We start from the raw sequence: 12,845 nt of genomic DNA, 5'->3' as shown, positions 1-12,845 counted from the left end.
GCTATAGGATTAATTCAATCTCTCAAACGTATAGAACAATATTCTTATTTAGGTAAAGTTTATCTAATTGCTATTGCCATACCTTGCATACTATTTATAACTGGCTTAATAACCGTTCATTTTCAACAAAATATAGACTTTTTTCCAAATATTGTACTTGCCGATGATTTTAAAGATCCATCCAAAAAGTGGAATAAAGATGCATTAGTAAGTATAAAAAATGGAGGTTTATTCCATCCTGAAATTAAAAATAATAATTTTAAACTGTCTATTTGGGGTGATAAAAATCAGAGATTCAAAGACTTGGATTTTTCAGTTGATATTAAAAAAGTCAATGGGACTGATGATTCAGGATTCGGTATAGTTGCCCGAACTAGCAATACAAGTAAATCTAGTGTAAAGCATAATTTTTATTATTTGCTAATTAAAGGTAATGGGGAGTTTTCGATGGGAAAGCTTATAGACAGTAACAAATGGGAAGATAAAGTGGGCTGGCAACATTCTACTAGCATCAACCAAGGTAATAATATAAATCGATTAAGAATTGTTTGCAATGTAAAAAAAGTAATTGGATGGATTAATAGCCAAAGAGTCGGGATATTTGAAGATGACTCTTATGCTTCTGGAAAAATTGGAGTTATCTCATTACGAGGCAAGGATGATGGGGCTGCTGTATATTTCGATAATGTTATTTTTAAAACAAAGCCAGATATAGAATACCCCACATCACAAAATTTGCAATGACTGAGTATTAATTTGTATCTATCAAAATTAAAGGTTGTGTTAACACCACTCATCCCTAATTTGCTGCTGATATTCTAAAGGATCTTGAGTTAGTTGAATTACACCTGCATACTCGTTTAAATTAAACTCTTGTTTTTGTTGTAATTGATGAGCTTCTAATATCTTCTCAATTTCCTGCCAGTCCTGATAATCAATTAACACCGCTACCGGACGCATGGCTTCGTCAGTCACAATTTTTTTCTTGAAAGGTAGCATGATTTTCTACATCAAATACAATGTTTAACTATTTGATCGTAACCTCAAGACAGAAAACCGATGAGGGCAATATTACTCTCATCTTTAAGAGCGATATCTGGTAATCAGCCGCTCTATGCCCACGCTTATTTCTCAGAGGTGAGACTATCTAAAACTGGCTGAAATTCTGCTGTGGAAGGAATTGCGATCGCACTTTTGAAAAGCATTTTTAGCACAGATGGTTCTTCTATCCGATTGATAACTTCGAGAATGGAGCTTGGCACTTCTCCAAACCGCGTTTCTAGGACTGTAATGATGCTTTCTCTCGCATTTTCAACAATTCCTTCTTCTTTTGCTAGCCTTTCAATACTAGTTACGTACCGCATTCTATCTGCCTCCTCGTAACTTCTTACTTCTGTTTTAAAACTAAGTGCCAACTCTTTTGGCAAAACCATTATCCAGTCGATAAACCGAAATAACTCCCGAATATCTTCCCGGCTATATCCCCGTTCGTACAACCGTCTGACTAGGCTTAGTTTCCACTGTAGCCGATTTTGTGGGTTTCGTTTTGTTGCCTTGGTTTTGAGATGCGCCATCACAATTACACCAAAGGGGTTGGTTGTTTGCTCTAGGGTTTCCCACCCTTGCTCATAGTCCAACAGTTTCGCCACAGGAAACTCTAAACTGACGCGACATCCGCCCAGCTGATAGCTGTAGCTAGAAGGTCGCCAATTCGCTTGTTCATCTGCTAAAACTGCTAGACTAATGACTCGCTTTTTATGGCGGTCAAACAAACGGTAATTATATGTGTACATCCGTTCGGCAAATTGGCTGTCATATTGCCCTTGGACTTCCACATGAACCAATACCCAAGCTTCCTCTCCATCCAGTAGCCAAACTTTTGCAACTTTATCAACCAAACGCCGTCCAATTTCTGCATCCGGTTCTAGCTGTTGAAGTTCTGTGTCCAGAAATTCATAAGGTCGCGTCCAGTCAATTTCGGCATAAGCTTGCGTGAAAAAGAATTCTAGAAATCGGGGAAAATATAGCTCAATAACTTCTTTCCAAGGACTATCGTAATCAGTAAGTTGCTCGGTCATGAATTAAAACAAAAAGTACCTCTGTGCCATTGGTAAAACTGTCGCAGGTTCACAAATCAACAACTCTCCATCTGCCCTGACTTGGTATGTTTCTGGATCAACTTCAATGTGAGGTAATGCATCATTCAGCTTCATATCACGCTTACTCAATTGGCGTGTCCCAGAAACTGCAACTGCTGACTTTTGTAAACCTAGCTGGCTGGAAATTTCTTTCTCTAAAGCTGCTTGGGAAACAAAAGTTAATGATGTGGCATGACGCGCACCTGCAAAACTACCAAACATCGGCCGCATATACACTGGTTGCGGTGTGGGAATACTGGCGTTAGCATCGCCCATTTGCGCCCATGCAATCATTCCGCCTTTAATCACTATTTCTGGTTTCACGCCAAAAAACGCCGGACACCACAAACATAAATCTGCTAATTTTCCCTCTTCCACTGAACCCACATATTCAGCAATTCCGTGAGCGATCGCAGGGTTAATCGTATACTTAGCAACATATCTTTTTGCCCTAAAATTGTCTGCTTTCTGCTCAGTCCCTTCTGGATTAAGACTTCCCCGTTGCACCTTCATTTTGTGAGATGTCTGCCAAGTGCGAATTATCACTTCGCCTACTCTTCCCATCGCCTGGGAATCGGAAGAAATCATGCTAAATGCGCCTAAGTCGTGCAAAATGTCTTCGGCGGCAATGGTTTCTCGGCGGATGCGAGATTCGGCAAAAGCGACATCTTCAGCGATCGCAGGATCAAGGTGATGGCATACCATCAACATATCCAAGTGTTCGTCTAAGGTGTTGAGGGTGTAAGGACGTGTGGGGTTAGTGGAAGATGGCAAAACGTTGGCTTGGCCGCAAACTTTGATGATATCTGGTGCATGTCCGCCGCCTGCGCCTTCGGTGTGGTAGGTGTGGATAGTACGGTTCTTGAACGCAGCGATCGTATCTTCGACAAATCCGGCTTCGTTCAGCGTATCAGTATGAATTGCTACTTGCACATCATATTCATCAGCAACGCTGAGGCAAGTATCAATTGCTGCGGGTGTAGTTCCCCAGTCTTCATGAAGTTTTAACCCCATTGCACCGGCGGCTACTTGTTCTACAAGTCCTTGGGGTTGACTGGCGTTCCCTTTGCCCATAAATCCTAAGTTGATGGGAAAAGCATCAGCAGCTTGCAGCATTCGGTAAATATTCCAAGGGCCGGGGGTGCAGGTAGTGGCATTTGTACCCGTAGCAGGGCCAGTACCGCCGCCAAGCATGGTGGTAATACCAGAAGCGATCGCAACTTCAATTTGTTGGGGACAGATAAAATGAATATGGGCATCAATACCGCCAGCAGTGAGAATCATTCCTTCACCGGCTAAGGCTTCGGTTCCAGGGCCGATAATAATATCTACATTGTCCTGAATATAAGGATTTCCGGCTTTACCAATTTTGAAAATCTTGCCATCTTTAATGCCAATATCTGCTTTGACAATACCCCACCAATCGAGAATTAAGGCATTAGTAATTACTAAATCTACAGCACCATCGGCGTTAGAAATTGGGGATTGTCCCATTCCGTCTCTGATGACTTTACCGCCGCCGAATTTTACTTCATCGCCGTAGGTGGTGAAATCTTGTTCAACTTCAATAAATAATTCTGTGTCTGCAAGTCGGATGCGATCGCCTACTGTTGGGCCATAAGTTTCTGCGTAGGCACGGCGATCCATTCTGTAAGACATAATACATTCCTTGAGACTGAGGTTATGATTGAGTTTAAACGCAAAGGGGCGCAAAGGTAAGCGCAAAGGTACGCGGAGTATGGATGAGAATGATTTGAGTGGGCTGATAATTGGCTGTGGGATGCGAGTGCATACGGCATTGGGGCCAGGTTTATTAGAGTCAGCGTATGAGGAGTGTTTGTGTTATGAATTGAAGAAGAGAGGATTTTATGTAGGTAAGCAAGTTCCATTACCGTTAGTGTATGAAAAAGTAGAATTAGATTGTGTTTATCGATTAGATTTAATAGTAGAAAATAAAGTAATTATTGAAATTAAATCTGTGGAATCTATCAAACCAATTCACTCAGTACAGCTTTTAACTTACCTTAAACTCACTAATTGTAAACTCGGTCTTCTCCTCAACTTTAATGTCCTTCACCTCAAAGACGGCATCAAACGTGTAGCCAATAAACTCTAACTCCGCGTACCTTTGCGTTTATCTTCGCGCCCCTCTGCGTTTAAAAATTTCTTCTTAAAGACTGCCATTAACTCTGCTATTAAATCCATAAACTTGGCGGCTACCAACTAAGGGGACTAAAGTCACTTCTTTCTCATCGCCTGGTTCAAAGCGAACTGCGGTTCCGGCGGGAATATCGAGGCGCATTCCTCGCGCTTGTTCTCTGTCAAAATTTAAGGCGGTGTTAACTTCATAAAAGTGATAGTGGGAACCAACTTGTATGGGGCGATCGCCTGTATTTGACACTTGCAATTTTACAGTTGGACGACCAACATTTAGTTCAATTTCACCTTCTGGTGTGATAATTTCCCCAGGAATCATAATAAATTCAAAAATTAACGAATTGGATTATGTACTGTTACTAACTTTGTGCCATCAGGAAAAGTAGCTTCTACTTGCACATCATGCACCATTTCTGGTATTCCTTCCATGACATCATCCCGCGTCAATAGAGTTGTACCATAACTCATTAATTCAGCTACAGTTTGCCCATCTCTTGCACCTTCTAAAATAGCAGCAGAAATATAAGCGATCGCTTCGGGATAATTCAGTTTTAAACCCCTTCCTTTCCGTCTTTCTGCTAATAAAGCAGCTGTAAAAATTAATAGCTTATCTTTTTCCTGCGGCGTAAGTTGCATTAATACCTCCTCCTCTGTGGTTTGTTCAAACCTGCCACACTCTTGGTATACAATTACCACGATTCAAGAAAGAAACTCGCAGCAGCTGCCAAACATCAATAAACCAGTTTCTCACTTCAGATGTAGAAGCACCGCGATATCGACACAATAATCCATGTTGTAAACGGCTAACACCCGCTTCTCCTTCCCCATTCCATAAATTTCGCGTTTTTTCGACAATCTCTGCTGAAACTGCACCACCAATCCAAACTAGACTACCTACGATTGGTTTTCCGGCCAAGCCGTGGGGACTGTGAAAAGTTTCTTCGCTACCCCGTAACCATTGCTGATCAATCCATAAAGGAACACCTTGTTGCCAAATTCCCGTATGCGATCGCCATTCTCCTTGCAAGAATTTTTCTCCTCTAGCAGTGCGACCAAATCGGGTAATTTCCCAGCCTAACCAACTGCCCCCGGTTGCTAATTCTACCCGTAAATCTTGCCGATAAATCGCGTCGTTAAATAAAATTGTCTCTTGCGGCAACCATTCTAAACAAGCACCAGCGTCAACCTGCATCTGGATGGTTTGTCTAGCTTGTAAGCCATTGCTGCGGTATATTTTGCTTGCAGCAGCCGTGGTGATTAAGGTTTGGGCTTGGGGTTGGAGGTGGATGTTAGAGGATAGGCGATCGCCTCCTACTACTCCCCCAGCCGTGTGTAAAATGACGCTATGACAAATTTCACCTTCTGGATAAAATGGGCGTTGTACCTTCAGGGGCGCTTGCTGGTGATTGTAAATTAATTGGGTTTTACCCTGGCGATCGGCATAAACTAAATTAAGTTTGCCATGCCAACCTTGAGTTGATGATGCTGATGTTTGAGAGTTATAAGTCATTGTCTGCGTTTAAAAATCTTTCACAAACTCCGTCAAGAACCTAAACGCCTTCAAAATATAACTAGCGCAATCTCTAGGAGAAGTATTGTAAAACGATCGCCACGCACTCGCTTTATCCTCATCATAGCGATCGCTGCGTTGACTATGATTTTCTAGCCACGCCAATCGCACTGCATGTCCAATCAACACATCCAACACGATATACTCTTCGATTTGTAGCTTGGGATTATTCGCTGCGATCGCACCTAATTCGATTAATGCTTCAATATTAACTTGGCGGTATTCTGGTGCTTCGATTTTATTCAGCAAATGCTCAACCAAGAGAGCAAAATTTCTTTCCCCGGCTGTCATTTCCGACAACATTATTTCACTATCTAAACGATTGCGCCGCTCTAGTTTATCGCCAATTACTAGGCCCTTGCAATGTTGCATTAATAGCCAAACTTGCTTAAAAAATTCCTTTGGTACGCGCCCTGTCGCGCCCTCGGCTTGGCGAAACCGTCGCCAGCCTCCCGGCGGAACTTCTATCCCTTCGGCGATTCCTGGTGACACCACCCAAGCAATATCACTTTCTTTTTGCTTAACGTGTAGTGATTCTTGCTGGCGTAACAAGTTACTCATGCCAGTATATCCAGTTAATACCTGACGCAAGCGCGTTTTCACCTCAAAGGGTGAAAGTTGCATTAAGCGATCGTAAGCTTCATCTTGAGTAACATGCAATTCCCGCGCTAGTTCGCTGGTGATTAGTAAGATGAGATAGCCGACTCTCAGCGTTAGTAGTCCCTGAAATAGTTCTGGTTCTGAGCGAATTAAGATACCAACATAGATTAAAATCTCTTGTGTTAAGACGCGATCGCGGATATCTTCACGACAAAAATGATTAATTTTATCGGCAATCTCATCGTGAGGCATGGGTACGCTAATCAAGGACGCTTCACTGTAAGCTTTACCCACAGCAATTTGCTTACCCCGCACCAAAATACTTGTTACTGCATCTGATAGGCTAATATCAACCATTTGCCGTAACCCCGCAGCCCGGCGCACTACTGCCCAAATACCTAAATCTCCAGCTTTGGTGTAAACTTCATCTAGTAAATCGGCTACGGTGACAGGATATCCTGGGCCGCCATACCCTGTATCAAATTTCATTCCTTGCAAGCGAGTTAAAGTTTGCAATAACTCAATTTGCTCGTAGATATTCTCTGATGAGCGCAGATAAGAAAGTAATAACCCTAAGTTGGTTTCACACTCCATTTGAAATTCTTGGGTATGTCCTAAGCGCCAGTTTTTCCCAGGATGATAAGCTAGGTAATAGCAACGTGGGCTAGAATTTTTCACTGGCGATCGCGAAAATTCTGCATTGGGCAGAAAATCAATTCTTTGGATTCCGGCTGTTAGCATTAGCTGATTTAGCCGCCCTAATTTCACCCGCACACCGTTACAAACACCATCTTTTAGTTCTTGCATTAATTCCAGTAATGCTTCCGAACCTGCTTCTAACATGGTGTGCGTCAACATTAAAGTCAAGGTAGGACGACCTAAATCGCTCCAATATTTTTGAATGTAAGCTAGTTCGCTTCTAATTTGATCTAGCAGAAAATGGTAATCAAGAGTTAAGTAAAACTGTTTAGAGTCTGAGAATGAAGGCAAAAATACAATTGTTTCACCGCTAATCCGAAAGATTCTAGATGTTGTCAAACTCCGCAGCCGTCGCACTGGCCGCCCAGTTAAACCAAGTTTATCGTTACGTCCAATTTGGGTATAAATAGCTGAAAATTCTCCAGCTTTTCTCACTTGAATCGGTTCTACTTGGGTAGGCGTTTGTGCTTCAATTCCGTGAACTTCTAGTTTCTTCTGTAAATCTTCATCTTCAGCAAGCAAGGCAATTTGTACCAATGATTCGCGCTGTTTTCCCACACATAAATGTCTTCCTAAAGGGTCGATATCACCAACAGCTAGTAACCCTTCACTCAACATTTGACCGAGAAAATATAAACTCTGCGCCCACACCAAGGGAACATTTTCATTGGGCAAACGTGGTTGCGTTTGGGGTACTAACTTTTCTGCTTCTATGTTTTCGGCTGGAACATAATAAAGTTCTGGCAGTAAACGTAAACCATTTTGTTCTATGAGTAATGATTCTAAAAGATTTTGGTATTTTTTAACTTGTTCTTGCTCGCCGCGAAATAATCCATCTAGAACTAAATAAGTGAAAAATAACGGCCATTCGCATTCAATATGCTCAAATTGCTTGAGTTCCCACGGTTCGTAGTGTAAACGATGACTATCTTCTAAAACGGTTTGGTGTCCATCACGTAGAAAGCGTTTGCAGCCGTATTTACCTGCGAGTTTGTTGATAATATCGTTTAAAGTGCGATCGCGTAACTCCAAATCTTCTACTGCAAAGGCAGGATAACTAATAATACTCAACAGCGCCGCATCAATTTCTTTAGAACCAGATTCTCTCGGTAATAGCGATTCTAAGGTAATCCGGGCGCGGGCAATTTCATCTGGTAGCACATGAATCACTGATGCTTGACTACCATGCACACCAAACAAATCCAGTCCATTGATAGCTTCTAAAGCAGCTTTTGCCATACCTACGGAACTGGCATTTAACTCAGCACTACCACGATTAATTTTATTACCACGTTCCCAAATGCCGTAATCTGGTGTGCGGTAAGCTCGTCCAATGTAGTAAACCAAGTTTTGGACGAAATTCACTTCATCAATGCTATAAATTATTTGCAATCCGGCTGCCGTCATTTGCCCCAACATCAGTAAAAATATAGATGTGGCATCAAGTTGCAAATGTCCCCATTCGTCATCACCAACAACAATGTCACCAGTTGCAGTATTGTATTTGGCGTGCAGTCCATCTAGTAGCGACTGAGTATGTTTAAATGTCTCTACTTTATGAGCCTGTCGCATCATTGCAAAGAGCAACCCGCGCATCAGTTTGATGACACTGTGTTCTAGTTCATAGGTGCGTCCCTTATCATCGTCAATCTTGCGGTATGCAAGTCCTAAACCCCAAACTGCCAAAATGCTGTAAACGTTGTCTCGCACCCAAGCATCTGTATAATCGCCGTGGGCTGTAATCGCTGTACTCGCAGGTAGTAAACCGGTAATCGGATTCTGGCGAGTCAGGATAATCGTTTTGATTTGCTGGTAGTAATAGTCCAGGCGAGTTAGCAATTTGGTAGATGTTTTCATGGCTTGGTTCAGAACAACTTGCAAAATTTGACCCTGTGACTCTAAACCAAGCCAGAACAAGTTCTGTAATGGTTGATGGGACAACAGCTAAAGGTAGTGTGAGTTTATTATTATCTCGTGTTAGTAGACTTCTGGGTACTGAATTTTAGCGATTTTATTTCGGCGTGGTCAGAATTACGTGCTATGGAGTGCAATCTGGGGGATATGAGCTAGTATGCTAGCATAACAGCAGATTAACTTTTTTATCATGGAAACTCGAATTAACAAACGCACCCACAGCGATTACACCCAGAGTGCTGCCTATCTGCCCAAGGATTTAGTTAAAAATTTCAAACATCTAGCTCTTGAGTTAGAAATAGGTCACAGTGAGGCAATGGAAGAAGCTGTCAGGATGTGGTGTGATGCGGCAATCAAAAAGGTAAGTCAACCTTGATGAGGTATCCTACACCCAAACAAAATTTGACTTGTTTTATCCTCTGCCAAAACCTCACAACGTTTCTACTACCTATCTTTATAGTGAGATTAGATGAACGAACAGGAGACATATATATCTTGGCTGGAGATGAAACAGGTATTGTAATTAACTCTAATGGTGAATGGAGATACGACGAATGAATAAGCCTCAGTTTGCAGCAATGAGCAAAGTAGAGTTAAAACGTTATTTATTAGAGAATCGTAATGATACAGAAGCTTTTCACGCTCTAATGGATAAAATTAATGCTGAACCTAACCCGAAGTTTTATACCATAGATGAAATTGGTGAACTGGAAAAACTAATAGAAGCAAAACGGACACGAGAAAATCTCTAAAAATTACTGAAGAAAGGCAGAGGGCAGTTATTGCTGGAGGCAGGAAGAAGAAAATATATTTATTTGCCCTCTGCCAAACGGGTTTAACACAGTCAGAAATACAGGTAATTTTTAGTCGTAGATTAGAAAATGACCGCGATCGCAAACTAAAATATGATATTTGTTCAAACTTCCAGTTAGCTTCTCGCCCTATCTGTAGATAGATAAAGTTGACACAGCGATGCTGCAATAGTTCTGCTGGGTGTTATGGGGCGTACCATAGATACTAGTGGTGCATGATTAAACTGCGATTACTCGTTGCTCAGTCCAATCCGCACAGTCGCATCAACACCTTCCTCAATCAGATCGAGCAGGCGATCGTTAAGTTTAGGATATTATGCGGCAAATTGCAGCAAAGCCAGAGCGAACAGGTGAGGTTGTCCTTTGTCCTTGGTAAACACAAATGACTAATAACGTTCTACACGGAAAATAGTGCAATATGTAGGCGCGTTAGCTTAGTTAGAATTTTTATTCATAGTTGTTATTTCTAACGGTACAAGACAAAGAACTAAAAATAGTGCAACTTAAGAGTAGTGTAAAATCGTAAATTATGGACACTGCAAAACGCCTTGCTACTCTAAATCGCATCCGCAAACTCAGCCGTTTGATGGATACATCAATACGTATCCCTCTAACAGGTTTTCACATTGGAATAGACCCAATTATCGGTTTAGTTCCGGGTGTTGGTGATTTAATCAGTACAGCGTTTTCAGCTTACATCATATTTTTAGCTACCCGCTTCGGCATTCCACGTCAAGACTTAACCAAAATGATTTTTAATGTTGGTTTGGAAACAGTTGTTGGTACTGTGCCTTTTGTCGGTGATTTGTTTGATGCTTTCTATAAGTCCAATATTCGTAATTTGGCAATTTTAGAGCAACACTTGACAGTGGTTGAACCGAAACTCGAAGAAGTTGTTTATGATGAACTTTACTCTCATAATGAAACTATAAATAATATCAGTAATCAGAAATCGCTCAAATAAAACATTTAAATCACACAGAGTTAGACGAATTTGCTCATCTCGTCTGCGGTGTACAGCGAGAGCCTAATCTCCCACCTGAGATGCCTCCGGTGTACACACAAGTCGGAAAAACTTCATCCACCAAAGAATTGCGGTGCGTTACGCTGGCGTGACAACGCTGTTGCAATCATGGTGATTCTCCGTCGTTCAGGTGACTATGCATGAAGTTGCTTGATACTAAATACTATTTATTGATTTTGTAAATATTTTAACTATATAAAGTTTGCGAGTAAACTCATTAATTGGTAAGACACATAGCTTGTGAGAGTAGTAAAATCTACTTTAAATTAGACGAAAATGACCTGAAAACCAGGGTAATTAAATCACTCAATGGTTAAAAATATCGCAGAAGCTGAATGCTAATATTCAGTATCTCCCGCAGAGCGCTATTCCGGGTTAGGATGATGACTAGCGATGCCTTAACTTAGATATCGATATTGAATTGTTGAAATTTTATGGGCAATAGTCCACCAGATGGCAGTATCAACCTCCTCTGAGCTGGCGAGTCAGTCTCCCAGCGCGGGGGAGACTTAGGAGATATACTCATGCTCACACAAGATATTCGTGATTTGCTGACTGATACTACAGATTTAAATCAGTTGAAATGGGATTTAAATCGCTTGCAACCTGTGGATGTAGGAGATTACATTACACAATTGCCTGAGAAAGAACGCGCGATCGCATTCCGTTTACTCAACAAAGCTCAGGCAATTGATGTATTTGAATATCTGCCAACAGAGGTGCAAGAAGAATTAATTAATTCTCTGCATGATGTCCAGGTAGTGCAACTTGTAGAAGCAATGAGTCCCGACGAACGGGCAGAATTGTTTGATGAACTACCGGCTGGGGTAATCAAACGGCTATTACAAGAACTCAGTCCAGAACAAAGGCAAGCAACAGCAACGATTCTCGGCTATCCAGAAGGTACGGCTGGGCGGGTGATGACAACCGAATATGTGCGATTACGGCAAGGATTGACTGTCGGTGAAGCCTTAAGTAAAATCCGCCGTCAGGACGAAGATAAAGAGTCGATTTACTACGCCTACGTCACAGACGACAACCGGACATTAGTAAGAGTAGTTTCACTGCGCCAGTTGTTGTTTACCTTTCCCGATGTTTTCATCAAAGATATTTCTAGCGATCGCGTCATTAAGGTGACAACTGAAACCCCTCAAGAAGAAGTGGCGCGAATCATGCAGCGCTACGACTTAATTGCTATCCCCGTGGTTGATCGGGAAGACCGATTGGTTGGCATCGTCACCATTGATGATGTCATGGATATTTTGGAGGAGGAAGCCACAGAAGATATCCAAAAACTGGCGGGTGTAAGTGGTGATGAAGCAGCTTTGTCTTCTCCCTTACTCACCATCCGCAACCGTTTGCCTTGGTTGTTGGGCATTATGGCAATGTATATTGGTGCAGCCAGTGCGATCGCGCCTTTTCAATCTGTAATTGCCGCAGTGCCAGTCTTAGCAGTCATCATGCCGATTTTTTCTAACACTGGTGGTACTGTCGGTATTCAATCATTAACAGTAACAATTCGCGGCTTGGGAGTGGGAGAGGTAACACCCAAAGATACCTTAAAAATTCTTCGCAAAGAACTTCTAGCAGGTTTAGGCACAGCCGTAGCTTTAGCCATAACGATGATGCTACTTTCCTTAATTTGGGCGCGACCCCAAGAACGATGGGTGGCTTTAATTGCCGGAATGGTAATGGCAACTAACACAATTGTGGCTGTTACACTCGGCACTTTACTGCCAATGGCTTTGACTAGGCTGAAGCTTGACCCGGCTTTGGTTAGTGGCCCATTAGTGACTACAATGCTAGATACAATTGGCTTTTTAACGTTCCTCAGCCTAATTTCTCTAGCTTTAAACGTTTTCCATTTACCAACTTGAAAGAAATGGGCATTGGGCATTGAAAAGAGGCAGAGGGGCAGGGGGGAAAATTCT

Annotated in this window: 15 protein-coding genes; 8 read left to right on the top strand and 7 right to left on the bottom strand. The window is 41.9% G+C overall.

Annotated elements, in window-relative coordinates; genetic code table 11:
* The coding region (locus tag VB732_RS22865; RefSeq protein ID WP_323233187.1) for a hypothetical protein at window positions 1-744 on the top strand (744 nt) is incomplete at its 5' end.
* A gap of 39 nt (window positions 745-783) precedes the next feature.
* Here the strand turns inward: VB732_RS22865 and VB732_RS22860 are convergent.
* From VB732_RS22860 to ureC, 3 genes are all read right to left on the bottom strand, one after another.
* Window positions 784-975 (bottom strand): hypothetical protein, encoded by a 192-nt coding sequence (locus VB732_RS22860; protein ID WP_323233186.1) that lies wholly within the window; start codon window positions 973-975, stop codon window positions 784-786.
* Window positions 976-1,124: 149 nt separating this feature from the next.
* Complete coding sequence (locus VB732_RS22855; protein ID WP_323233185.1) at window positions 1,125-2,078, bottom strand: transposase; 954 nt, start codon at window positions 2,076-2,078, stop codon at window positions 1,125-1,127.
* Window positions 2,079-2,081: 3 nt separating this feature from the next.
* Window positions 2,082-3,797, bottom strand: coding sequence for an urease subunit alpha (gene ureC, locus VB732_RS22850; protein WP_323233184.1), 1,716 nt, complete (start codon window positions 3,795-3,797; stop codon window positions 2,082-2,084).
* A 79-nt stretch (window positions 3,798-3,876) separates the two neighbouring features.
* On the opposite strand from ureC, the gene VB732_RS22845 reads away from it, so the two are divergent.
* On the top strand, window positions 3,877-4,254 hold the full coding sequence (locus VB732_RS22845) for a GxxExxY protein (RefSeq protein WP_323233188.1): 378 nt from the start codon (window positions 3,877-3,879) through the stop codon (window positions 4,252-4,254).
* A gap of 54 nt (window positions 4,255-4,308) precedes the next feature.
* On the opposite strand, the gene VB732_RS22840 is transcribed toward VB732_RS22845, so the two are convergent.
* Genes VB732_RS22840 through VB732_RS22825 form a run of 4 tightly spaced genes read right to left on the bottom strand, consistent with a single transcriptional unit; the run spans window position 4,309 to window position 9,021 of the window.
* Window positions 4,309-4,614 (bottom strand): urease subunit beta, encoded by a 306-nt coding sequence (locus VB732_RS22840; RefSeq protein WP_323233183.1) that lies wholly within the window; start codon window positions 4,612-4,614, stop codon window positions 4,309-4,311.
* Between the two features lie 14 nt (window positions 4,615-4,628).
* Window positions 4,629-4,931 carry an urease subunit gamma gene (gene ureA / locus VB732_RS22835; protein ID WP_012407584.1) on the bottom strand — a complete coding sequence of 101 codons (303 nt, stop codon included), beginning with the start codon at window positions 4,929-4,931 and terminating at the stop codon, window positions 4,629-4,631.
* A gap of 25 nt (window positions 4,932-4,956) precedes the next feature.
* Window positions 4,957-5,805 (bottom strand): urease accessory protein UreD, encoded by an 849-nt coding sequence (locus tag VB732_RS22830; RefSeq protein WP_323233182.1) that lies wholly within the window; start codon window positions 5,803-5,805, stop codon window positions 4,957-4,959.
* Window positions 5,806-5,814: 9 nt separating this feature from the next.
* Window positions 5,815-9,021, bottom strand: a complete 3,207-nt coding sequence (locus VB732_RS22825) for a glycoside hydrolase family 15 protein (protein ID WP_323233181.1) — start codon at window positions 9,019-9,021, stop codon at window positions 5,815-5,817.
* Between VB732_RS22825 and VB732_RS22820 the strand changes: the two genes are divergently transcribed.
* From VB732_RS22820 to mgtE, 6 genes are all read left to right on the top strand, one after another.
* The gene (locus VB732_RS22820) at window positions 9,012-9,170 is read left to right on the top strand and encodes a hypothetical protein (protein WP_323233180.1); all 159 of its coding nucleotides are present in this window, start codon (window positions 9,012-9,014) and stop codon (window positions 9,168-9,170) included. The two genes, VB732_RS22825 and VB732_RS22820, sit on opposite strands and share 10 nt — an antisense overlap.
* 98 nt (window positions 9,171-9,268) lie before the next feature.
* On the top strand, window positions 9,269-9,454 hold the full coding sequence (locus tag VB732_RS22815) for a ribbon-helix-helix protein, CopG family (protein WP_292830614.1): 186 nt from the start codon (window positions 9,269-9,271) through the stop codon (window positions 9,452-9,454).
* Entirely contained in the window at window positions 9,454-9,636 is a 183-nt protein-coding gene (locus tag VB732_RS36025) for a DUF6888 family protein (protein ID WP_416235770.1), read from the top strand. The genes VB732_RS22815 and VB732_RS36025 overlap by 1 nt, the downstream gene beginning before the upstream one ends.
* On the top strand, window positions 9,633-9,830 hold the full coding sequence (locus tag VB732_RS22810; RefSeq protein ID WP_094328787.1) for a DUF6887 family protein: 198 nt from the start codon (window positions 9,633-9,635) through the stop codon (window positions 9,828-9,830). Before VB732_RS36025 ends, VB732_RS22810 begins: the two co-directional genes overlap by 4 nt.
* 589 nt (window positions 9,831-10,419) lie before the next feature.
* Window positions 10,420-10,854: a DUF4112 domain-containing protein gene (locus VB732_RS22805; protein ID WP_323233179.1), complete on the top strand. Its 435-nt coding sequence runs from the start codon at window positions 10,420-10,422 to the stop codon at window positions 10,852-10,854.
* A 584-nt stretch (window positions 10,855-11,438) separates the two neighbouring features.
* On the top strand, window positions 11,439-12,791 hold the full coding sequence (mgtE, locus tag VB732_RS22800; protein ID WP_323233178.1) for a magnesium transporter: 1,353 nt from the start codon (window positions 11,439-11,441) through the stop codon (window positions 12,789-12,791).
* Window positions 12,792-12,845: the final 54 nt, after the last annotated feature.

This window comes from Nostoc sp. UHCC 0252, assembly GCF_034931145.1.
Classification (GTDB): domain Bacteria; phylum Cyanobacteriota; class Cyanobacteriia; order Cyanobacteriales; family Nostocaceae; genus Nostoc.
This window is presented reverse-complemented; position numbering and strand designations above follow the sequence as displayed.